The organism is Aeromonas sp. WP2-W18-CRE-05 (assembly GCF_014168615.1).
Lineage (GTDB): Bacteria > Pseudomonadota > Gammaproteobacteria > Enterobacterales > Aeromonadaceae > Aeromonas > Aeromonas caviae.
Genome location: NZ_AP021917.1, coordinates 1,556,733 through 1,579,357, shown reverse-complemented (window position 1 = coordinate 1,579,357; position 22,625 = coordinate 1,556,733). Strand labels below are relative to the sequence as shown.

The following is a 22,625-nucleotide window of genomic DNA, read 5'->3' as shown; positions in this document are numbered from 1 at the left end:
ACTGCCTTGAGCCATAAAAACGGCGGGATTATTCCGCCGTTTTTATTTATGACATCACAAGATGCAGCTCTTCAGCCACGAATATGCGCGATAAAGGCGTCGATCTGCTCGCGGGTGCAGGCCGGGTTCATGAAGACCGCCTTCTCCCCGGCGATATAGGAGTACTTGCCGCGCTCGTCGTAGTCCGAGTGCGCTACCGCCTCCACCCAGTTGGTGTAGAGCCCTACTTTGCCGCGTCCCTTGAACAGGCTGCGATGGTAGTCGGTGTTGCGCTGCAGGCGCGCCTTGTAGGCGGGATCGCTGGAGCGGGCCAGCTCGAAGGCGAACTCGGCCTCGGGGTCCTGTACCCACTCTGGGTTGTAGATCTTGAAGCCGACACTGGGCCCCTGGTTCTCCTGGGCCACCAGCTTGACGTTGCCGAGCTGGCTTAACCGGAAGCGGAAGTAGTTGGCGTTTTGCAGGCAGTGGGCAAGCACGGTGCGATACCCCTCCACCCCCAGGTAGTTGAGGGCCGCATAGGCACCGAACAGGCCGCTCGCCCCACGGGAGCACTCGATGGTGGATTGCAGGTGGGTCTGACCCTGGATGTCCCGCTCGAAGTAGGAGAAGTTCTCCGGGTCATTCTCCATCGCCTTGAGATCGCTCTGCTCTTTTATCATCACCAGGCTGGAGGTGTAGGGCACATAGCCCCACTTCTGGAAGTCCACGGTGAAGGAGTCGGCGTATTTGAGCTCGGCGAATCGGCTCACGTTGCGCTCGATCCCCGCGAGCGTCGCGGCGTTGATGGCCAGCGGGTTGGCGACGAAGTCGTAATCCAGGAAGAAGATCATCGACCAGCCGATGGCGGCGTCCACGTGGATGTGGGGCTTGACCGCCACCTCGAACCGCTCGCACAGCCTGTCCCGCAGCTCGACCACGGGTTTGACCTGATCCACCCCGAAGGTGTCGGTGGTGCCCATGGTGAGCATGATGGTGGGCACCACGTGATGAAGGGCAAAGCAGGCGGTCAGGGTACGCTCGAGGTGGTCGAGATCGATGTCGTTGTTCTCGCCCACCTGGATGCGGATGGTCTTGTTTTCGATGTCCACCCCGAGCAGGGAGAGGTTGGTGATGTTGGAGTAGTGGCCACCCTGGGAGTTGATGATGCGGTAGTCCTGATAGTGGCCGAGCCCCTTGTGCTTGGCCTGTGGCAGGCTCTTGCGGATGCCGAGCAGGTAGCCGTAGAGGTTACAAAACGTCCCCCCCTGGGTGAAGATGCCGGTGGCGCGGGCCGGGTCGTAACCCGCCAGCAGCGCTATCTGGCGCACCACCTTCTTCTCCAGCTCCTCCGCCACCCCGGCGTATTCGGAGTAGACCAGGTTGGGGTTGGCGAGAATGCCCATCTGGGCGCCATAGATGGCGGGATCCGCCGACATGGTGATGACGTTCTCGACGCTGGAGGGGTTTTCCCAATCCTTTGACAAGGCGCCGGCAAACAGCAGCTCCGCCATGGGCTCCCCCGGCGTGCGCATGGTGGCTGGCACCGGCATGGTTTCGCAGAGATCGGCCAGACGGGCGCGACCATCGGGCCAGGCATTGAGCCGCGCATCCGGCGCCAGTCCGCGGGCGCGAAACTCGTTGAGGGTGGCAAAACCGGGCTCGCGAAACACCGGCCAGAGGTCGGGGTTGCGTGAGAAGAAGTGGGCTTTGACGGTGGCAAAACGGCGGGCGAATTCGGGGGAGACGGCGTTGACGCCCTCATCTTTCAGATAGACCAAGTGATTCATTTTTATACCATTGATACTGCTGAGGTGCGGTTTTTATACTCCAGTGACACCTCTATCAACAGAGACAATAACTAATGGTCTGCCCTACTTTTTGTCATGTTGGCGCCCTGACGGGCGCCGCGCCCCCTCTCCCCTCTTTTCCCCTGTTCATCTTGTGATCCTGGTCATGGGCAAGGTCAGCGCAGGGCGGTCAGCAGCCATGCCGAGAATCCTTCCAGCTCGGAGTTGGCCGAAAACGTCGCCCGCCACTGACGCAGCAACTCGTCGATGGCGTCGGGACGATAGGCCACCCCAGGCAGGCGTGCGGCCAGGTCATCCAGGGGCGCAGGGTCCAGGGTGTCACTGAAGATCTGTGCCCTTCCTATCACCCCCTTCTCCACGTCGAAATGAAGCTCGACCCCGCCCCAGGGGAAGCGCTCCTCCAGCAGGTGGCTGAAGGCGGGAGCATGGCCGAAGTTCCACTCCCAGCTGCGTTGGCGGGCAAAAGTCTCGGCAAAGCCGGGCAGGTCGGGCATCCGCTCGGGGGAGATATGCTCGGGCTGCACCACCTCACCGTGATGGGCAAAGAAGGCGTCGCACAGAGCCTGCACCACCTGCTCATGATCCAGACCAGGCAGCAGCTCGCCAAGGTTCGCCACCCGGCTGCGCACCGAGGTGATGCCCTTGGCCGCGAGCTTCTTCGGATCCGGGTTGAGGTAGTTGGCGAGGCGGCCGAGATCGGCATCCAGCAGCAGGGTACCGTGGTGAAAGCCGCGATCATGGGTCTCCCGGTAGGCCGAACCCGACACCTTGCGATCCCCGTCCGGGGTCGCCACCAGCAGGTCGTTGCGCCCGGAGGCAAAAGCGCTCACGCCGAGTCTGGCGAGGGCATCGATGACGATGGTGGTGGAGACGCTCTTGTCATAACCGGGCTTGCCCGCCATGAAGGTGAAACAGCTGTTGCCAAGGTCGTGAAACACGGCGCCGCCCCCGCTGCTGCGCCGGGCCAGGGTCACCCCGTCCTCTTCCATGCGGCGGGTGTTGCACTCCTTCCAGGGGTTCTGGGCCCGGCCTATCACCACCGTATTGTCGTTGCGCCACAGGAACAGCACCCGCTGGGCCGGGTCCATCTGGCGAAAAATGCACTCCTCCACCGCGAGGTTGAACAGGGGATCGTGGGAGTCGGAGAGCAGCAGGCGCAAGGAAGACATGACAGGACCTTCTCGGAAAACAGGAAACGGATGACTACCATACCACCCTGAACGGAGGAAGGCGTCCCCCGACCGCCACAGGTCGACACCCGATCGGGGCAAGAGCATCAACTTCTGATACGACAGGAGAAGACAAGAGGGAGTCGCCGAAAACACGCAGTTTATCATTAACAGGCGAGAAGAGAGGCGGCAGCCACCCCTCCTGGAATGACACCTTATGCCCTTGTCACCGGGCCGGTGACGGGTTGACAAGGTTTCAAAACGAGCCGTGATGCCCATTGACGTGATGAATGACACAAAAATGACTTTTACTGCCTCCCGCGCCCCATCTTATTGGGGCCTGCTCCCCTTGCGAATGGCAGGAAATTGTTTGACTCTAGCCAGAAGAGCACCTCCCGAGAGAACAGCGGTATGACGGAGTCCGATGCATCTCGCCAGCCTGTACGCTGGCTTCTGCCCTTCTGGGTGATGATTGCCACCCTGACCACGGCTGACCTCAGGGCGGATGAGCGCGTCATCCTGCAACTTCCCTGGCAGCACCAGTTCCAGTTTGCCGGTTACTACGCCGCCATCGCCAAGGGGTTCTACCGGGAGGCCGGTCTGCAGGTCACCCTGCGGGAGGCGGGGCCGGGCACCGACGTCATCAATGAAGTCACCACGGGTCGCGCCCAGTTCGGCATCCGCGGCAGCGATCTGCTGCTGGCCCGGGCAGCTGGCCGCCCAGTGGTGGTGCTCGCCGCCATGTTGCAGCACTCCCCCCTGATGCTCATTACCCTGGAGCGGCCGGATATCCAGACCCCGGGCGATCTGGCCAACAAGCGGCTGATGCTCGAACCCGGCTCCAACGAGCTGCTCACCTACCTGCATCGCTACACCCGCAGCCGGCAGTGGGATACCCTGCCCTACGAGCGGGGGGTACAGGCACTGCTGAGGGGCCAGGCGGACGCCATCAGCGCCTACAGCACAACCGAGCCCTTCACCTTGCAGCAACAGGGCATTCCCTACCGGGTGTTCAGTCCCAGCGACATCGGGTACGACTTCTACGGAGACAACCTCTTCACCTCGGAAAATGAGGTCTTCAACCAGCAGGAACGGGTCCAGCGCTTCTTGCAGGCCAGCCTCAAGGGGTGGCGCTATGCCATGGATCATCCCGAGGAGATGATCAACCTGATCCTGGAGCACTACCCCAGCGGGGCCGGGCGTGAGGCGCTCGCCTTCGAGGCCCGTGAAACCCGGGCCCTGATGCAACCCGACATCATCGAGCCCGGCTACATGCAGCAGGATCGCTGGCAGCAGATCGCCCGCACCTACCAGGAGGCCGGGATGATCAAGGCGGTGCCCAACCTCACCCCCTTCCTCTACAACAGTACCCAGGCGAGCCTTCGCCAGCAGCGCCAACTGCTCGACAGGAGCGTGGCCATCGCCATGCTGATCTCCTTCTCCCTGCTGGCCCTTCTCGGCGTCTTCCTGCACCTCTATCTGCGTCTGCGGGAAGAGGCCAGTGACCGACAGCGGCTCACCCGGGAACTGGCCCAGCGCGAGCAGCACTACCGTTTCGTGGCGGAGAACAGCGGCGACGTGATCTGGACCATGGACACCGACAGCCTGCGTTTTCGTTACATCAGCCCCGCCATCGCGTCCCTGAGCGGCTATGAGCCTGCCGAACTCTTTGCCCTCTCCCTGCGCCAGCTGCTCCCCGATGAGTCCTGGAAACAGCTTCGCGACGGCATCACCGCCTCCCTCGAGGCCTGGCAACGGGGGGATCATGGGCAGACCCGGTGCGTCATCCACTCCCAGCTGCGCCACAAGCAGGGTCATCTGGTGGCCATCGAGACGGTAACCACCTTGCATGGCAGCGCCAGCACAAGACCGGACGCCATTTTGGGGGTGACCCGGGATGTCACCGAACGTTCGGCCCGGGAGGAGATGATGCGCCGCCTCGCCTTCTATGACCCCCCTCACCGGCCTGGCCAACCGCCGCCTGCTGCAACAGCGGCTAAAGGAGACCCTGGAGCAGGCTCCCCAGCAGCCCCTGGCCCTGGTCTTCATCGATCTCGACCACTTCAAGCCCATCAATGACACCTTCGGCCACGAAACCGGCGACCTGCTGCTCAAGTTGGTGGCCGAGCGCATGGGGGAGTGCGTCAGGGAAGAAGATCTGGTGGCACGCCTTGGGGGGGACGAATTCGTCATCATGCTGCCCGATACGGATGCCTCGGCCCTCGCGGTCGCCGACAAGCTGCACCACTGCCTGCATCACCCCTTCCAGCTTGAGCAGCAGGCGCTGCGCATCTCCGGCAGCATAGGGGTCGCCCTCTATCCGGATCACGGCACCGACCCCAAGACCCTGATGCACCACGCCGATCAGGCCATGTATCAAGCCAAGCACCATGGCCGGGGCAGGGTCTGCCTGTTTTCCACCGGGCAGGATCCCCTCCCCGGCACCCTGCAATGGCAGCCCGCCCACGCATGCGGCCACCCCCGCATCGATGCGGACCACCGCCAGCTCTACCTGCTGGCCAACCGCTTGCTCGAGCACATGCAGGATCCCGGCATCCATCCGGATGCCTTGCTGGCAGACATGGCGCAGATATTCGAGATGTCGCGCCAGCACTTCCTCCTCGAAGAGCAGGTCCTCGCGCAATATGGCTATGAGGAGCTGGCGGCCCATCGCCAGGAGCACCAGCATCTGCTGAAAAAAGCCGGTCAGCTGATGGCGGCCGCACAGGCGGGCACCCTTGGCAACGACGCCCAGCTCAACTTCATCATCCAGGAGCTGGTCGTGGGCCACATGAGCCAGGCGGATCGCCGTTATTTCCCTCTGATGAAAACCTGCGATGCCCGCGAGGCGGTGTGATGCCAGAAAACAGGGGGCACGTGCCCCCTGTGTTTACCTCTGACTTCGGCGAACGAGCAGGCTGTAGTAGAGCAGCGGGATCACCACCAGGGTGAGCAGGGTGGAAACCAGGATCCCGAAGATCAGGCTGATGGCGAGGCCATTGAAGATGGGGTCATCCAGGATGAAAAGCGCCCCTATCATGGCCGCCAGCGCCGTCAGCATGATGGGTTTGGCTCGCACCTGCGCCGCCTCGATCACCGCCTGCTCGAACGCCATGCCACTCGCCCGCTGCTGCTCGATGAAATCCACCAGCAGGATGCTGTTGCGCACGATGATCCCGGCCAGCGCAATCATTCCGATCATCGAGGTGGCGGTGAACTGGGCCCCCAGCAGGGCGTGACCCGGCATCACCCCGATGAGGGTGAGCGGAATGGGGGCCATGATGATGAGCGGCACCAGATAGGAGCGGAACTGGGCCACCACCAGCAGGTAGATGAGGATCATCCCCACCCCGTAGGCCAGCCCCATGTCGCGGAAGGTCTCGTAGGTTATCTTCCACTCCCCGTCCCACAAGAGCGCCACCTCCCCCAGCTTGTCGGGCTGATGCACGTAATACTGTGGCAGCGAGATGTCGGCACCGGTGGCAAACATGCCGTAGAGCGGGCTGTCGGCATGGCCCCCCATGTCAGCCACCACCATCACCATGGGCTGCATGTTCTTGTGCATGAGGTAGCTGGGGGCGACCTCGTCACGACGGCTCACCAGCTCGGAGACCCGCACCAGCTGGCCGCTCTGGCTGCGCACCTTGAGAGCCAGGATGCCGGTCAGATCCCGCTTGTCACCGGGGGCGAGCTCGATGCGGATCGGCACCGGATACTTGGCGCCTTGCCCCTGCAGCCAGCTGGCATCCTGATAGCCCACGCCCCCGTTGAGGGTCGCCACCAGCTCCCCGAGATCGACCCCGAGCAGGGCCGCCTGGGCGCGATCCACCACCAGCCGCCACTTGGGCTGGGGGTCGGTCAGATAGATGTCCACGTCCACCAGATCCGCCGTTGCCACAAAGCGGGCCTCTACGGCGCGCGCCACCGCTTCGCGGGCAGCCTGAGTCGGGCCATAAATTTCGGCAACTATGGGTGACCAGACCGGCGGGCCGGGCGGCACCTCAACGACTTTCAGGTTGCCCCCTGCCGCACTGGCGATGGCCTGCAAGGGCGCACGCACCGATTGGGCAATCTCGTGACTGCTGCGATCCCGTTCATGCTTGTCCACCAGATTGACCTGGATGTCCCCCACGTTGGCGCCGCTGCGGATGAAGTAGTGGCGCACCAACCCGTTGAAATTGATGGGGGCGGCGGTGCCGGCGTAGATCTGGTAATCCTTCACCTCGGGCACCCTGGCGAGCTCCCGCCCCACCGCCAGCAGGGTGCGCTCGGTCTGCTCCAGGGTCGCCCCCTCCGGCATGTCGAGCACCAGCTGGAATTCCGACTTGTTGTCGAAGGGGAGCATCTTGAGCACCACCCACTGCACCATGGGCATGGCGGCGGCGCCCGCTACCAGCAACAGGATGGCCAGCCAAAGCTTGTGTCTCGCTCTTTTGGCACCCGCCCCCATCAGGAAGGGGGTCATCAGTCGGTGAAAGAGCCCGGCCTTGGCCTCCCCGTGGGCGACACGCCCCTCGCGCTTGAGCAGGTGATTGGCCAGCCAGGGGGAGAAGATAAAGGCCACCAGCAGGGAGATGAGCATCCCCATGCTGGCATTGATGGGGATGGGGCTCATGTAGGGGCCCATCAGGCCGCTGACGAAGGCCATGGGCAGCAGGGCCGCGATGACGGTCAGGGTCGCCAGTATGGTCGGCCCCCCCACCTCGTCCACCGCGCCCGGAATGAGATCCTTGAGGGAACCCTTGCCCAGGCCACGATGGCGGTGGATGTTCTCCACCACGACAATGGCGTCATCCACCAGGATGCCGATGGAGAAGATAAGCGCAAAGAGGGACACCCGGTTGAGGGTAAAGCCCCACGCCCAGCTGGCAAACAGGGTCAGCGCCAGGGTGATGACGATGGCGACCCCCACCACCAGCGCCTCGCGCCACCCCATGCTCACCAGCACCAGCAATACCACCGCCGTGGTGGCAAAGATGAGCTTGCCGATGAGGGTGTTGGATTTGGTCTCGGCGGTGACGCCGTAGTCACGGGTCACCGTCACCTCGACGCCAGCCGGGATGAGCCGGTTCCTGAGGCTCTCGACCCGCACCTCCACCCGCTTGGCCACCTCGACCGCGTTCTGGCCGGGCTGCTTGCCGATGGCCAGGGTCACCGCCGGATAACTGCGATCCCCCAGCCCCATCCAGCTGCGCTTGGTCGGGGTCTCCTGACCCAGCGAGACCCTGGCCACCTCCCCCAGATAGACCGGCTTGCCGTCGTGCAGCCCCACCACCAGCTCGCGGGCCTCCTGCTCGCTTTGCAGGAACTGCCCCACCTGCACCTTGATCTCCCGGTTGTCCTGCCAGGTGGCCTGTGTCGGGCCCACCTGATTGGCGGCCGCAAGGCGCTGGCTCAACTCGCCCCAGCTGATGCCGTGGGCGCTGAGGGCCGCCGGATCCGGCATCACCCGCAACACGGCACTCTGGCTGCCCAGCGTGTAGATATCGCGGGTACCGGGAATGCGCTTGAGTTCGGTCTCCAGCTCGTGGGCGACCCGGGTCAGATCGGGGGCCCCCAGCAGCTTGCTCCAGAGGGTTAGACTGACGATGGGAACATCATCGATCCCCCGGGGTTTTACCAGTGGCTGACCGACTCCGATCCCCTGTGGCAACCAGTCGCGGTTGGAGTCGAGCTGGTTGTTGAGATCCACGATGGCCTGCTCCCGGCTCACCCCCACCTTGAACACCACCACCAGCAGGGCGCCATCGGGTTGGGAGAAGGAGTAGAGGGTATCTATCCCCTTTATCTGGGAGACCACCTGCTCGGCAGGGGTGGTGACGAGGGATTCCACCTCTGCCGGGCTGGCCCCCGGGAAGGGAATGTAGACGTCGGCGAAGGTGACATCGATCTGGGGCTCCTCCTCCTTGGGGGTCACCAGCACGGCAAAGAGGCCGAGCAAGAGCCCCACCAGCGCCAGCAGCGGGGTGATGGCCGAGCCCTGAAACAGGGCCGCCAGCCGACCCGCCGGCCCCAGGTGGCCATGGCTGCCGTTCAGCTCGCTACTCATGGGGCACCTCCTGTTGACGGGTCCAGGCATCGGGGGCCAGGGTGTCACCGCCCTTGAGACCCGCCAAGACCTCGCACAGCCCAGCCTCGCAGTGGCCGACCCGCACCGGGGTCAGGGCCCAGCCCTCCCCCTCTTTGAGGTAGACGCCGTTGAACTCCCCCTGCCGCAGCAGGGCGGGCTCCGGCACTTGCAACACCTGACGCTCACCCTGTTTGAGCTGCACCTTGAGCCACATGCCGGGCAGCACCCCTGCCGTGTTCGGCGGCAGATCGAGGCGCAGCCGGAAACTGTGGCTCTGGCTGTCGGCGTAGTTGAAGCGGGTCAGCTTGACGGGAGTCACTGCCTTGCCACCAGGCAGCAGCACCTGCACATCCGACGGCTGGCCGGCGAGAGCCAGCGCGGACTGGGGCAGCTCCAGCTCCACCCTCAGCTCGCCCAGGGAGAAACCGGATAGCAGCGGCGTACCGGGGGCCACCGTCTCCCCCAGCTCCACCAGCCGCCTGGTCACCACCCCGGCGTAGGGGGCGAGGATACGGGTATAGCCGTAGGCTTCCCGGGCCTGGATGAGGGCGGCCTCGGCGGCATTGACCTCGGCGCGGGCGGCCCGATCCGTTGCCTGGGCGTTGTCGAGCTGGGCCCGGGTGATCACCCCCTTGGCGATGAGGGCCTGATAACGGGTGAGCTGGCGCTCGGCCTCCACCTGCTGGGCCTGGGCCCTGGCCACCCGCGCCTCGGCGCCGGTCACGGCGGCAGACTGCTCCTTGCCGCTTATCTCGAGCAGGGGCTGCCCGGCCTGTACCTCGTCGTTCACATCCACCAGCATGCGGGAGACGCGGCCGCTGGTCTGGGCCGCGACCGTCCCCTGATGAATGGCGCTCACGGTACCGCTCAGGGTGAGCCAGTCGGTGACGCGCTGCGGGGTCAGCGTCAGCGGCCCCTTGGCCTCCTCGGCCGCCACCATGGTGGATGTCATGACCAGCAGGGTGGTCACCAGCAACCGGATTGTGTTCATCATGATTCTCCTTCCCTGGCTCATGGGCACCTTGAAAACTCAGGCAATACGGTGCTGGCGAGCCTTCTCCAGCACCCTGTTCCAGACCTTGTCCACCAGCAGGATCCCGGCCGCCATGGCCCCGATGAACAACAATATCACGGGCTGTCCGCTGGAAATGAGACTCAAGGCAGGCCCTGGACAGATGCCGACCAGGCCCCAACCGATCCCGAACAGTGCGGCCCCGCCAATCAGGCGGCGATCCAGCACGGGAGCGGGAACCCGGGCCATGGGTTCCCCCAGCAGGCTCAGACGACGGGGCTTCACCAGCAGGAAGTAGCCCGGCATGAAGACAGCCAGGGCCCCCCCCATCACGAAGGCCAGGCTGGGATCCCAGGCACCGGCCAGATCGAGAAACCCGGTGACCCGCGCCGGATCCATCATCCCGGAGAGGGCCATTCCCAGCCCGAACAACAGACCCGCAAACAGACTTGTCAGCAATTTCATGGCAATCAACCCGTCAAAACATGTGGTGAGTAAAGAACACGGTCGCCACGCCCATCCCCATAAAGGTGAGCGTCGCCACCACGGAGCGCGTCGACAGCCGCCCCATACCGCAGATGCCGTGACCGCTGGTGCAGCCATTGCCAAGACAGGTGCCGATGCCCACCAGCAGGCCGGCCAGCAGCACCACGGGCCAGCCGGGCAAGGCATCAAAGGCGGGCATGGTGGCCCAACCCAGGGTCAGCGCCAGCCAGGCCCCCAGTCCCAATCCCAGCAGAAACAGCACCCGCCAGGGCGTCTTGTACTGCATTGCACCGGCCAGAATGCCGCTGATCCCGGCCACCCGGCCGTTGAACAACATCAGGATCAGGGCCGAGAGCCCCGCCAGCATGCCGCCCCCCAACGAGAGCAACCATTGGCTTTCCATCATCGAATTTCCTCATCTGAGTGACAAAAATGGGTTTGCAGCGCCGCCAGCACATCGGCCGCCGCCTCGCTCACCAGGGAGTAGTAGATCTGCTGGGAGACTTTGCGCGAACGGATAAGGCCGTAGCGCTTCAATACCGACAGTTGCTGGGAGAAGGCCGACTGCCCGAGCTGGCTGTGGGCCAGCAGCTCCCCGACCCCCTTCTCCCCTTCCACCAGCTGGCAGAGCACCATCAGGCGTTCGGGATGAGCCAGCGCCTTGAGCAGGCCGGCGGCGGCTGTCGCATGTCGGTTCATCTCGTCGAAGTGGCTCATAAGATTAAATTAGCAATTGCTGATATTTGTTCTATTGTATAAAACATCCCTAAATTAGCAATCTCTAAACAAAAAAGGAGACGAGAAATGACCGTCGATAACGGAGTCAGAGTGGTCGCAGGTGGCATGTTGCTGCTGTCGCTGCTGCTCACGGCCTGGGTCCACCCGGGCTTTGTCTGGTTGAGCGTCTTTGTCGGGGTCAACCTGATCCAGAGCGCGTTCACCGGGTTCTGTCCCGCCGCCGCCGTGCTCAGGCGAATGGGGCTCAAATAGGCAGGCGGACATATTGGCTCACAGGAGCCGTGTAATAGAGCGGAGGCTCATTATGGCAACCATCATCATCATCGGGGCAGGGTTGGGGGGCATGTCGGCCGCCTACGAGCTCAAGGCCGAACTCGGCAAGCAGCACGACGTCATCCTGGTGAACGACAAACCCGACTTTGAATTCAACCCTTCGAACCCGTGGATTGCGGTCCGGTGGCGAGAGCGCAAGGATATCTCCCTCCCCATAGAGCCTCATGTGAAGAAGAAGGGGATCCGCTTCATCCACGCCGCCCTGACCGGGTTGCAACCCCTCGAACAGCAGATCCGCCTCTCCGATGGCCAGCACCTGCACTACGACTTTCTGGTGCTCTGCACCGGCCCCGCACTCGCCTTTGAAGAGGTGCAGGGAGCGGGCCCGACGGCGGGCGGCACCGCCAGCGTCTGCACCCTCTCCCACGCAGAGGAGTGCCTGCACAGTGTCAACGGGCTGCTCGACGAACCGGGTCCGGTGATCGTCGGTGCCATGCCCGGCGCCTCCTGCTTCGGCCCGGCCTACGAATACGCCTTCATCCTCGATCGCCACCTGCGCGACAAGAAGGTGAGAAAGGACGTGCCCATGACCTTCGTCACCAGCGAACCCTACATCGGTCACCTCGGCCTCAACGGCGTGGGGGATTCCAAGGGCATGCTGGAGAGCGAGCTGCGCATGCGCGACATGCAATGGATCTGCAATGCCCGCACCGTGGCGGCCAGGGATGGGGTGATGACGGTGGAGGAGCTGGATGAAGATGGCAACGTCAAGCGCACCCACAGCCTCCCCTACAAGCATGCCATGATGCTGCCCGCCTTCGCCGGCATCAGCCCCCTGCGGGGCCTCGAGGGGCTGGTCAATCCCCGCGGGTTCGTCATCGTCGACGAACACCAGCGCAACCCTGTCTTCCCGCAGATTTACGCCGCCGGGGTCTGCATCGCCATCCCGCCCCAGCACAAGACGCCGGTCCCGACCGGGGTGCCCAAGACCGGCTACATGATCGAGGCCATGGTGCGCACCTTAAGCCACAACATCAAGGCGGAGCTGGACGGCCAGCCCCCGGTCACCCGGGCGGTGTGGAATGCCATCTGTCTGGCGGACATGGGGGACACAGGGGCCGCCTTCGTGGCCATGCCGCAGATCCCGCCGCGCAACGTCGCCTGGTTCAAGAAAGGGAAGTGGGTCCACCTGGCCAAGATAGCGTTCGAGAAGTATTTCCTGCACAAGATGCAAGTGGGCGACACCGAACCCATCTATGAAAAACTGATGCTCAAATACCTGGGCATCGACAAGACCCGGTAACCCCCCAAGGGCCCGCCGGTGAAGGGAATAGCGCTCCCTTTACCGGCGCTTTCATCTCTTTTTTATTATGTTTCAATATGTTGCTATCAAGGGCTCGGGGTTTACCCAGGCCGCCGTATCGGCTACCATGTCGCCTCTTTATCACTAGCGGAGACCATCGGTGGGCAACTCATCAAGTGACAGACGCACGCCGACCCTCGTCGTCGGCACCCTGGTCGCGAGCTAGCCGCAGGTTTTTCTCTGCCGCGACTCGCCACCCTGCGAGAAGTGGATCCCTCTTTTCCCCGCTTTTCACACTTGACGTCAGGTGACGCGGACTCATCCCACGACACCTTGCCTGCATAGTTTCTGCTTCCCAAAAGGAGGCTGCTATGCGCTTGATTTCAAACAACCCTGTCGCTGACAAATCCCCTTCCCTGCTGAGCAGACTGGGACGGGGCCTGCGACCACTCTGGCAACGTGGCAGACGGCGTCAGCACCTCTATCGGCTGCACATCCGCTGCGAAGACAGAGCCGACATGGAGCAGGTGCTGGCGGCGGTGAGCCACACCCTGCAACCGGCCGGACTCAGTCCCCTGCAGTCCATGCAGCCCGGGCGCGGTGAAGGCCGCGTGCTGGTGCTGAGCCTCTACTGCACGCCGCCCCAGCGCCGCTATCTGGTGCAGTTCATCCACCAGGTCGGGGCTGTCCACCCGGTACGCTGGGAACTGCGCCCCCGCGCCGGGGACGACGCCACCACCAGCCATTGACCCTCGAACGAGGCGAGGTCCTTCCCGGGCAACCGTGAAGGGCCTCTTCCCTGTTCTGCGCCATCCCGCCCCGTCAGGAAGCGGGTCGCGCCCTTGCATTCACCACGATGTCGACCTTGCCCCCCGTCTCTCACGCAACCCGGGGGCGAAGGCTGGTCGGCATCCCCAGAAGGAGACCCTTCATGAGAATGTGGCAACAACTCGATTTTCTCGCCCTGCTCGACACCCTGTCCAGCCTGCTGCTCGCCTTCGTGCTGGGCAGCCTGGTCGGCCTGGAGCGCCAGTACCGCCAGCGCACCGCCGGCCTTCGCACCAACGTGCTGGTCGCCGTGGGGGCGGCCCTGTTCGTCAACCTGGCCCAGCGCATCTATGACCTGCATGGTGGCAGTTACGGGGTCGTCCACGTGGTGGCCTACATCGTCTCCGGCATCGGTTTTCTCGGCGCTGGCGTCATCATGCGCGAGTCCGGCAACATCCGGGGCATCAACACAGCGGCCACCCTGTGGGGCGTGGCCGCGGTCGGGGCCGCCTGCGGCGCCGGGTTCGCCCTGGAGGCCATCCTCGGCGCCCTCTTCGTGCTGGCCGCCAACACCCTGCTGCGCCCCCTGGTCAACCAGATAAACCGCGACCCGGTGGACAACATGGACACCGAAGTGACCTATCACGTGACCGCTCTCATCGGCCGCGCTCACCAGAAGGAGGTACTGCCCTGGCTCGAGCAGATGCTGGAACAGGCCCACTACCCCCTGAGCGAGCTCGACATCACCCCCTTCGGCGATCAGGATCTCGAGATCTCGGCGGCGCTGCTCGCCACCGCCATCGATGGCACCAAGCTCGATGCCCTGATGAACACGCTCGGGGAGCACCCTCACATCAAGCAGATCTTCTGGCGGGCCAGCATCACCGATTGACGCCCTCATACCAGATGCAGCAGAAAAAGCCCCGCCGGATCCGGCGGGGCTTTTTCACAGGAAAGGGAAGCCGTGTGCCTAGCGGCGGCTGCGCCAGCGCACCCTGGGGTTGATGACCTGGGCGGTCTGGGCAGGGGGATTGCCCGCGATGAGTTGCTGCATCATCTCGAAGGCGGCCCGGGCCAGGGCCGGGCAATCCTGGGCCACGGAATCGATGCGCATGGGGATGCAGTCGAGCAGATCGTGATCGTCGAAGGTACACAGGCGCATGCCGGTCTCCATCAGTTCCGCCTCGTTGAGGTAGCGCAGCACCCCCTCCAGCAGGGTGAAAGAGGCGGTAAAAAGCCCCTTCGGCGGTGCCCCGAGTTCGTCCACCAGCTCAGACATCAGCTGATAGCCCGAGCTCGGCTGGTAGTCACGGTGGCGGACCCGGTCTGAAGTGGCCTCCAGCCCGGCCCGGTGCAACCCGAGCTCGTAACCCGCCAGCCGGTGGCGGCTGGGGGAGAGATCCAGCAGACCGCCGAAGTAGTAGATCTCCTCCCCGCAATCCTCGGCCATATCCTGCACCAGCTCGGCGGTAGCCTTGCAGGCGTCCGAGATCACCATGGGCAGGCGCGACTCACCGATGTGGCGGTCGAGCTGCACCACCGGCAAGCGGTCGTGGATGCGGGCATAGATGTCGTCACTGTGGCCGCTGGAGGCGACGATGAGGCCATCCACCTGGCGGCTGATGAGGTTGTCCACCACCCGCTGCTCCAGGGTGGGGTCATCCTCGGAGCAGGCGATGAGCAGCTGGATCCCCGCCTCCCGACAGCGGGCCTCCAGGGCACGGGCAATGCTGGCGAAGCCGAAGTTGGTGAGGTCGGGGATCACCAGCCCCCAGGTGTAGCTGCGCACCTCCCGCAGGGAGCGGGCGTGGATGCTCGGCTGATAGTGGCACTCGTCCGCCACCGCCTGGATCCGCTTGCGGGTATCGTCGGCGATGCGGTATTCCGCACTCTTGCCGTTGAGCACCAGGCTGGCGGTGGCCTTGGAGACCCCCGCAAGCGTGGCTATCTGGGCAATCGTGATCCGTTTCTTCTTCTCCACCTGACCTCCCGGCACACTGAGACCGGGCTATTGTACTAGGCAGGCCGCCAGCGGCCAGTGATCGAGGCAAATTTTGCTGCCATCACCACCACAACGTGCGGAAAGTACTGGGTTTTCGCCGGGGAAGTAACGGGTCGACAAGCTCTGGCGACCGCCATCCACGAAGCACTCCAGGCTGGAGCGGTCACACAAGACGGTGATCTTGCCCCCAAGCCAGGGGGCGCTTCGCTCCTCCCACTCCCCGCTCTGCCAGTTCTGGCGCCGCAGGACAAGACGCCCCGGCTGCCACACCAGCTCGACCACGGCCCCGAACCCGAGGCGCCCTTCACCGCACAGCGCCACATCGAGCCAGGCCGAGTCGATGGCCAGGGCAGGCAGCTCGTCCGGTGCCCCCTCGAAGCGGGTCTGCTCCCCTTTCAGGGCGTCCAACTCTGCCACCGGCCGCTGGCAGAGCCACTCATCCTGCCAGAACAGCTCCCGCGGGCAGCTCATCTGGTGGATCCAGCCGTGCTCGAGAGTGGGCTGGCTCATCTCGTTCTCCTCCGGCAAGCCCAGCCAGCCGAACAGCAGGCGCCGCCCCTGACTGTCCTGAGTGGTCTGCGGCGCATAGAACTCGAAGCCCCGGTCCAGCTCATGGAAGGCCCCGTGCTCGAAGCGCTCGCCGTCGAAATCACCCGCCAGCCAGCCGCACTGGTAGAGGTTGCGATAATCCTCTCCCTGCGGGGCAATCCCCTGCGGGCAGCTGATCAGCACATGGCGATCTCCCAGGGGGAAGAGGTCCGGACACTCCCACATGTAGCCAAACTCCCCGAGACCGCCGCGCCCGCTGCCGGCGATGGGCCCCACCAGCGTCCAGGCATCCAGGGTGTCACCGCGATAGAGCAGCACCTCACCCCAATCGTCCAGGGTGCGGGCCCCCAGCACCATCAGCCACTGCCGACCGTCGTGCCACACCTTGGGGTCGCGCACATGGCCGCTGTAGCCTGCGGGCAGGTCCAGCACAGGGCCCAGCTTGGCAAAGCCCCCCGCACCGTCGGCGCGGGCCAGACACTGGTAGGCGGTGCGGCTGCCGTCCGGGTATTTGACGTTGCCGGTGTAGATAAGGGTCAGACGCCCCTGCTCATCGCTCACCGCCGAGCCCGAATAGCAGCCGTGGCTCTCATAGGCCTCGGTGGGCAATAGCGCCACCGGCTCATGCTGCCAGTGCAGCAGATCGGTGGAGGTGACATGCCCCCAGCCCTTGTTGCGGTGCTCGCAACCGAGCGGGTTCCACTGGTAGAAAAGATGGTAGTGCCCGTCGTGCTCGATAAAGCCGTTGGGATCGTTGAGCAGCCCCACCGGGGCTGCCAGGTGCCAGCGGGGCCGATGGGGATCGGCCGCCGCCTTGAGCTGTCCGGCCAGCAGGGACCGGACAACCTGGTTCAGGAGATGGCTTTCCTTCATCACTCCACCTTGTACTTGAGCAGGTAGGAGGCGGCGAAAGCGGCGCCGAAGGCGATCACCAGACCGATGACGTAGTGGATGAGGCTCATGGGCTGGACGATGGCCATGCCGGGGATGCCGGTCAGCCCCACCGCCGTCATGCCGACCTTGGCCGCCACCACGTAGGCGCCGCCGCAGGCCCCGCCAAACAGACCGGCCAGGAAGGGCTTGATGTAGCGCAGGTTGACCCCGAAGATCGCCGCCTCGGTGATGCCGAGCAGGCAGGACATGGCCGCCGGCACCGTGATGGCCTTGATCTTCACGTCCCGGGTCTTGAAGTAGACCGCGAGGCAAGCCCCGCCCTGGGCCACGTTGGCCATGGCCCAGATGGGCAGCAGGAAGTTGACGCCGATGGCAGGGTTGGCCAGCAGCCCCGCCTCGATGGCGTGGAAGCTGTGGTGGATGCCGGTGATGACGATGAGCGAATAGGTGCCGCCAAACACCAGCCCCGCCAGCCAGCCTGCCTGCTCATAGAGGGCGCTCAGACCGAACGAGATGCCATCCCCCAGCACCCGCCCGGCGGGGCCGATGAAGAGCAGCGCCACGAAGCCGGTGATGATGACGGTCAAAAACGGGGTGAGGATGAGATCCAGGGCGTCAGGGATGCGCTTGCGCAGCTGCTTCTCCAGGTGGGACATGAACCAGACCGCCAGGAGCACCGGGAAGACGGTGCCCTGGTAGCCGATCATGGCGACATCCAGGCCGAAGAAGTCCATGGTCTTGAAGCCCCCGGCCACGCCCCAGGCGTTGGTCAGGGCCGGGTGGGTGAGAATGCCGCCGAGCGTCGCCCCCAGATAGGGGTTTCCGCCGAATTCGCGCGCCGCCGTAAAACCGATGAGGATCGGCAGGATGATGAAGGCTGCCGAGCTGAACATGTCGAGCATGACGAACAGGGCGCTGTCGGCGTTGACCCAGCCGTAGGTGCGCACCATGCCGAGCAGCCCCATCAGCAGGCCGGAGGCGACGATGGCCGGAATAATGGGTACGAAGATGTTGGAGAGGGTCCGCGCCAGACGCTGGGCCACGTTGAGCTTGGCCGTCGCCATGTCGGTCAGCTCCGCCTTGCTGGCGGTGCCGGTCCCGGTCAGGGTGACGAACTCCGCATAGACCTTGTTGACCAGGCCGGTGCCGAAGATCACCTGAATTTGGCCCGCGTTGCTGAAGCACCCCTTGACCCCCTCCAGCTTGTCGATGGCGGCCTTGTTCACCTTGCTGTCGTCCGCCAGCACCAACCGCAGCCGGGTGGCGCAGTGGGCGGCGCTGACGATGTTCTCCTTGCCCCCGAGCAGGGGCACCAGATCCTGGGCTATCGCACTGATATTCATATTCTTCCTCTTATGGCCCGCCGTCGGCGGGCCCATGTCACATGAGAGTAGGGTCTGTCGACCCGCGGTTCTAGCCGCGGATCAACAGCCGTCTGCGCCTGATCGCAAAAATTCATCCAGCCGGGTGCGGGTGGGCAGTGCCGTCATGGCCCCCTTGGCGGTGGTGGCGAGCGCCCCGCAGCCGTGGGCCTGAGCCAGGATGGCGGGCAGCTCGGCCTGCGTCGGCAGCGAGGTCCGTTCGGCCAAGGCCGCCAGCAGTCCGGCGACGAAGGCGTCCCCCGCCCCCGTGGTATCGAGTGGCGTCACTTTGGGCCCCACCCACTCCAGCAACTCGCCACCCAGACGGGCCACCACGCCCCCCGCCCCCCGGGTCACCAGCACCAGGGCCGGGCCTGAAAGAGTGGCAAGCCCCGCCGCCAGATCGTCCAGACCGCTCAGCAGTTGCAGCTCCTCCACCGAGAGCTTGACCACGTCTGCAAGGGCCATGGCCTCGCGCACCACGGGCAGCATCTCGGCAGGGTTGCCCCACACCTCTGGCCTCAGGTTGGGGTCGAAGCAAACCCGCCCCCCGACGGCCCGGATGGTCGCCATGGCTTGCAGGCAACTGCTGCGCACCGGCTCGTTGGCGAGCGCAATGGAGCAGGTCAGCAGCCACTGCCCGGCCTGGAAGACCGGCAGATCGGCGGGGCTCAGGAACTGATCGGCGCTCGGGCGCACCATGAAGGTGAAGCTGCGCTCCCCCGCCTCATCGAGATCCACCAGCACCGTGCTGGTGCGATGGGCCGGATCCAGGATCAGGTGGCGAATGTCGACCCCCTCCCTGGCCAGGGTCTCCCCCATGAAGCGGCCGAAGGGATCCGCGCCGACCCGGCCAATGAAGGCCGACTCCCCGCCGAGCCGGGCAACGCCCACCGCCACGTTGGCCGGTGCGCCACCCGGACACTTGAGGTAGTGCTGCTCCCCTTCCGGGATCAAGTCCACTACCGCATCCCCCATTACCCACACACGATTCGTCACCTTGTTGCTACTCCACTGCTGCACAGGATTTGCCGGGGTCAGCCCCGGGTTCTGGGTCCGCATTATCAGCTAAACCGTTTTAGCTAACCAACAGATCCCGGGGCCGCCTGCCATTTTTGTGATCGGGATAACGAACTAGAACCAGGTTTCCATCTGCACGCCGAAGTTCCACTCGCCCCCGGCGGTGAAGTTGCTCTGGCCCATGGCATCGGAGCTGGCGTAGTTGTCGAGCTCGGAGGACCAGTCCATCCAGGTGGCGAACACCCGAAGCTCGGGCCGCTCGAAGAAACCGGCGGTCTGCGCCTTGAAGGTCGGCGCGAAGGTGAGCTTGGTGAAATCGCCGCTCACCGCCTGACGACCCTTGTAGCCCTTGGGATCGAGGTCCATGTACTGCCAGGTCGCCTCGTAGACCAGCTCGACGTTCTGGCTCAGTACCTGGGCCAGGCGGCCATTGAGGGTCACCCAGCGGTACTCGTCCCCCTTCACGTAACGATCCTGGCTGTGCTCGGCCAGCAGGGCCGGGGCGACACGCCAGCGGGGCGCAAGATCGGTGGCACCAAACACGGCGACCCGCACCGCATCGGCATCCGGCAGCAGCTCGCTGTCGGAGCCCAGCCCCTTGACCTCGGCACCCAGACCGTGGCCATACAGCACAGCCGCCTTGGAGAAACCGGGGTTGATGCCAAAGAAGCTGTCGGCGTGGTAGGCCACCAGGGTGTGGGCCCCCTTGTTCGCCGCTTCGCTGCCCGCGCCGCCGTCATTGATGCGCGCCTCGTTGTCCTTGGCGGAGAGGCCGTTGAGCATCCACTGCCAGCTGCCAACGCGGTTGTTCATGGTGAGGATGTAGCTCTCGATGTCGGAGAGACCGCTCGCGCTGATGTCGCCGTAGTCGCGCCCGTAGAGGGAGAAGTTCGCCTTCCAGCTGTCGGCCAGCTGCACGTCGTAGACGCCGCCGCCGGTGCCGGCCAGGAAGACCACGTCCGAGTCGAGCCAGTGGATGTCGAAGTTGTCCCGGTCAAAGCGCTTGCCCGCCCAGAGCACCGAGTGCTGGAAAGGACCGCTGAAGCTCGCCAGATCGCCGATTTCGGCAAACACCTGGCGGGTGTTGAGGCTGGAATCGCTGGCGGTCCAGTCGTTGCTGGTCTCCACCCCGTCCGCCAGCATCAGCTTGTAGCGGGCCCAGCTGCCATCATCGAAGGTCTGGGTCTTCAGCAGGTTGGCCTCCATGTAGGTGTCATCCTCGTTGCCAAGGCGACCCACGGCGCCGCCCACCGAGCCGGCCGGGGTGATGTAGGGGCCGCCGCGGCCACCATTGCCGTTGCCGTTCACCAGCAGGCCCGAGCGGGCATAGCCGTGGAACTCGAAGCCCTGGGCCCCGGCAGTCTGCTTGTCCACCTTCTCGCTCTGGGCCTTGGCCACGGCGGCGGTCTCGCGGGCTTCGCTCGCCTTGCTCTGGGCCTCATCGGCCCGCGCTTCGGCAGCGGTGGCGCGCGCCTCGGCCGCCTGCACCCGCGCCTCCAGCGCCGCCAGCCTGGCTTCGATACCGTCATCCGCCGCCCACAGCGGGCTGCTCATTCCCAATCCCAGCGCCACGGCCAGCGCCAACTTGCTCTTGAACATCGTCATCGTCCTCACCTGTCTTCTGTCGCCCGTCCGGGCTCTGTTGTTGTTGACGAGCCGAGGATAGCTAAACCGCTTTAGCTGACTCAATATGCCAGCTAAACCGTTTCAGCAAGAGTGTGAGCGGGATAACATTTGTACAGGGGGAATTGGCGGAAGTTGTGAGGAGGATCCCTCATCGGGATCCACTCAATAAGGGGGGATCCAGGCCAGATGGCGGGCAAAAAAAAGCCGGCACATCCGTGCCGGCTTGGGTAACGCGGGTCGCGTTTATTTGGTCAGGTCGTCGAAGAAGCGTTTCACCCCTTCGAAGAAGCCTTCGGATTTCGGCTTGTGGGTCTTGGCAGCGGCGCCGCTGAAGGAGTCGTCCAGCTGGCGTAGCAGATCTTTCTGGGTCTCGGTCAGCTTGACCGGAGTCTCGATCACCACCTTACACATCAGATCCCCCACCTGGCCGGAGCGCACGGACTTGACGCCCTTGCCCCGCAGGCGGAACAGCTTGCCGGTCTGGGTCTCCGGGGTCACCTTGAGCTTGACCCGACCATCCAGGGTCGGCACTTCAATCTCGCCGCCGAGCGCCGCCGTGGTGAAGCTGATGGGCACTTCGCAGTAGAGGTCGTTGCCGTCACGGACGAAGATCTCGTGCTCGCGCACGTGAACCTGTACGTAGAGATCCCCCGCCGATGCGCCGGTTTCCCCCGCTTCCCCTTCGCCGGAGAGACGGATGCGATCCCCGGTATCGACCCCGGCCGGGATCTTGACCGACAGGGTCTTGGTCTTCTGGTAACGCCCTTCCCCATGGCACTTGCGGCACGGATCCTTGATGATCTTGCCGCGACCGTGACAGTGGGGGCAGGGCTGTTGCACCGCGAAGAAGCCCTGGCGCATCTGCACCTGGCCGGAGCCGTGGCAGGTGGGGCAAGTCTGGGCGGAGCTGCCGGTATGGGCACCGGAGCCGTTGCAGACTTCGCAGTGGACCTGGGTCGGGATCTTGATCTCCTTGGAGACCCCGCGCACCGCCTCTTCCAGCGTCAGCTCCATGTTGTAGCGCAGGTCGGAGCCACGGGCCGGGCCGCGACGACCGCCCCCGCGACCACCGAAGATGTCGCCAAACACGTCGCCGAAGATGTCGCCGAAATCGGCGCCACCGCCAAAGCCGCCGTGGCCGCCACCCTGGCTCGGATCCACCCCGGCATGACCGTACTGGTCATAACGGGCACGCAGGTTCTCGTCGGTCAGGACCTCGTAGGCTTCCTTGACCTCTTTGAACTTCTCTTCAGCCCCGGCATCACCCTGGTTGCGATCCGGGTGATACTTCATGGCCAGACGCTTGTACGCCTTCTTGATCTCGCGCTCGTCGGCACCTTTCGACACCCCGAGCACTTCGTAGAAATCGCGCTTCGACATACTCATCCTGTTGCTATATCAGCAGTTACGCAGACGGGCGTTGGTTACCCAACGCCCGTAAATTCATTGACGAATCTGCTCACACTCTTACTACGAAGCCGTGATCAAGGCTCATGTGCTGCTCGGGATCCTCACGTATATCTATACGCTCCGGTTCCTGCGCTGCTCTTTACCTTGCTGACGGCCT

At 64.4% G+C, this 22,625-nt stretch carries 17 protein-coding genes and 1 pseudogene; 5 read left to right on the top strand and 13 right to left on the bottom strand.

Translation table 11 applies throughout. From position 1 onward, the window contains the following. Positions 1-71 precede the first annotated feature (71 nt). Positions 72-1,766, bottom strand: coding sequence for a pyridoxal phosphate-dependent decarboxylase family protein (locus H7R73_RS07595; RefSeq protein WP_182951597.1), 1,695 nt, complete (start codon positions 1,764-1,766; stop codon positions 72-74). 176 nt (positions 1,767-1,942) lie between these two features. Then, positions 1,943-2,956, bottom strand: a complete 1,014-nt coding sequence (locus tag H7R73_RS07590) for a lipoate--protein ligase (protein WP_103260477.1) — start codon at positions 2,954-2,956, stop codon at positions 1,943-1,945. A gap of 411 nt (positions 2,957-3,367) precedes the next feature. On the opposite strand from H7R73_RS07590, the pseudogene H7R73_RS07585 reads away from it, so the two are divergent. Then, positions 3,368-5,813, top strand: a pseudogene (locus tag H7R73_RS07585) (diguanylate cyclase domain-containing protein). A gap of 33 nt (positions 5,814-5,846) precedes the next feature. Here H7R73_RS07585 and H7R73_RS07580 read toward each other — a convergent pair. From H7R73_RS07580 to H7R73_RS07560, 5 genes are read right to left on the bottom strand one after another with little or no spacing between them, the layout of a single operon-like run. Continuing rightward, complete coding sequence (locus H7R73_RS07580) at positions 5,847-9,005, bottom strand: efflux RND transporter permease subunit (protein WP_103260478.1); 3,159 nt, start codon at positions 9,003-9,005, stop codon at positions 5,847-5,849. Next, entirely contained in the window at positions 8,998-10,017 is a 1,020-nt protein-coding gene (locus H7R73_RS07575; RefSeq protein ID WP_103260479.1) for an efflux RND transporter periplasmic adaptor subunit, read from the bottom strand. Before H7R73_RS07575 ends, H7R73_RS07580 begins: the two co-directional genes overlap by 8 nt. A gap of 39 nt (positions 10,018-10,056) precedes the next feature. Further along, entirely contained in the window at positions 10,057-10,503 is a 447-nt protein-coding gene (locus H7R73_RS07570; protein ID WP_182951596.1) for a YeeE/YedE family protein, read from the bottom strand. Positions 10,504-10,516: 13 nt separating this feature from the next. After that, a complete protein-coding gene (locus H7R73_RS07565) occupies positions 10,517-10,930 on the bottom strand; it encodes a YeeE/YedE family protein (protein ID WP_182951595.1) in 414 nt (137 codons plus the stop codon). After that, a complete protein-coding gene (locus H7R73_RS07560) occupies positions 10,927-11,241 on the bottom strand; it encodes an ArsR/SmtB family transcription factor (RefSeq protein ID WP_042864166.1) in 315 nt (104 codons plus the stop codon). The genes H7R73_RS07565 and H7R73_RS07560 overlap by 4 nt, the downstream gene beginning before the upstream one ends. Positions 11,242-11,328: 87 nt before the next feature. Between H7R73_RS07560 and H7R73_RS07555 the strand changes: the two genes are divergently transcribed. From H7R73_RS07555 to H7R73_RS07540, 4 genes are all read left to right on the top strand, one after another. Beyond that, positions 11,329-11,514 carry a YgaP family membrane protein gene (locus tag H7R73_RS07555; protein ID WP_039039226.1) on the top strand — a complete coding sequence of 62 codons (186 nt, stop codon included), beginning with the start codon at positions 11,329-11,331 and terminating at the stop codon, positions 11,512-11,514. A gap of 52 nt (positions 11,515-11,566) precedes the next feature. Then, the gene (locus tag H7R73_RS07550; RefSeq protein ID WP_039039227.1) at positions 11,567-12,838 is read left to right on the top strand and encodes an NAD(P)/FAD-dependent oxidoreductase; all 1,272 of its coding nucleotides are present in this window, start codon (positions 11,567-11,569) and stop codon (positions 12,836-12,838) included. Positions 12,839-13,209: 371 nt separating this feature from the next. Further along, positions 13,210-13,587 carry a hypothetical protein gene (locus H7R73_RS07545; RefSeq protein ID WP_039039228.1) on the top strand — a complete coding sequence of 126 codons (378 nt, stop codon included), beginning with the start codon at positions 13,210-13,212 and terminating at the stop codon, positions 13,585-13,587. 182 nt (positions 13,588-13,769) lie between these two features. Further along, positions 13,770-14,498, top strand: coding sequence for an MgtC/SapB family protein (locus H7R73_RS07540; protein WP_039039229.1), 729 nt, complete (start codon positions 13,770-13,772; stop codon positions 14,496-14,498). A 78-nt stretch (positions 14,499-14,576) separates the two neighbouring features. Here H7R73_RS07540 and H7R73_RS07535 read toward each other — a convergent pair whose 3' ends face one another. The 6 genes from H7R73_RS07535 to dnaJ all read right to left on the bottom strand — a co-directional run bounded on the left by H7R73_RS07535 (position 14,577) and on the right by dnaJ (position 22,438). Beyond that, positions 14,577-15,587 (bottom strand): substrate-binding domain-containing protein, encoded by a 1,011-nt coding sequence (locus H7R73_RS07535; protein ID WP_041213247.1) that lies wholly within the window; start codon positions 15,585-15,587, stop codon positions 14,577-14,579. Between the two features lie 27 nt (positions 15,588-15,614). Further along, entirely contained in the window at positions 15,615-17,030 is a 1,416-nt protein-coding gene (locus H7R73_RS07530) for a glycoside hydrolase family 32 protein (protein ID WP_103260481.1), read from the bottom strand. Continuing rightward, positions 17,030-18,394 (bottom strand): sucrose-specific PTS transporter subunit IIBC, encoded by a 1,365-nt coding sequence (locus tag H7R73_RS07525; RefSeq protein ID WP_041214803.1) that lies wholly within the window; start codon positions 18,392-18,394, stop codon positions 17,030-17,032. The genes H7R73_RS07530 and H7R73_RS07525 overlap by 1 nt, the downstream gene beginning before the upstream one ends. 81 nt (positions 18,395-18,475) lie before the next feature. Next, positions 18,476-19,435: an aminoimidazole riboside kinase gene (locus H7R73_RS07520; RefSeq protein WP_103261166.1), complete on the bottom strand. Its 960-nt coding sequence runs from the start codon at positions 19,433-19,435 to the stop codon at positions 18,476-18,478. Between the two features lie 111 nt (positions 19,436-19,546). After that, positions 19,547-21,037 carry a carbohydrate porin gene (locus tag H7R73_RS07515; RefSeq protein ID WP_103260482.1) on the bottom strand — a complete coding sequence of 497 codons (1,491 nt, stop codon included), beginning with the start codon at positions 21,035-21,037 and terminating at the stop codon, positions 19,547-19,549. Positions 21,038-21,301: 264 nt separating this feature from the next. Further along, positions 21,302-22,438: a molecular chaperone DnaJ gene (gene dnaJ, locus H7R73_RS07510; protein WP_041214802.1), complete on the bottom strand. Its 1,137-nt coding sequence runs from the start codon at positions 22,436-22,438 to the stop codon at positions 21,302-21,304. Positions 22,439-22,625 lie beyond the last annotated feature (187 nt).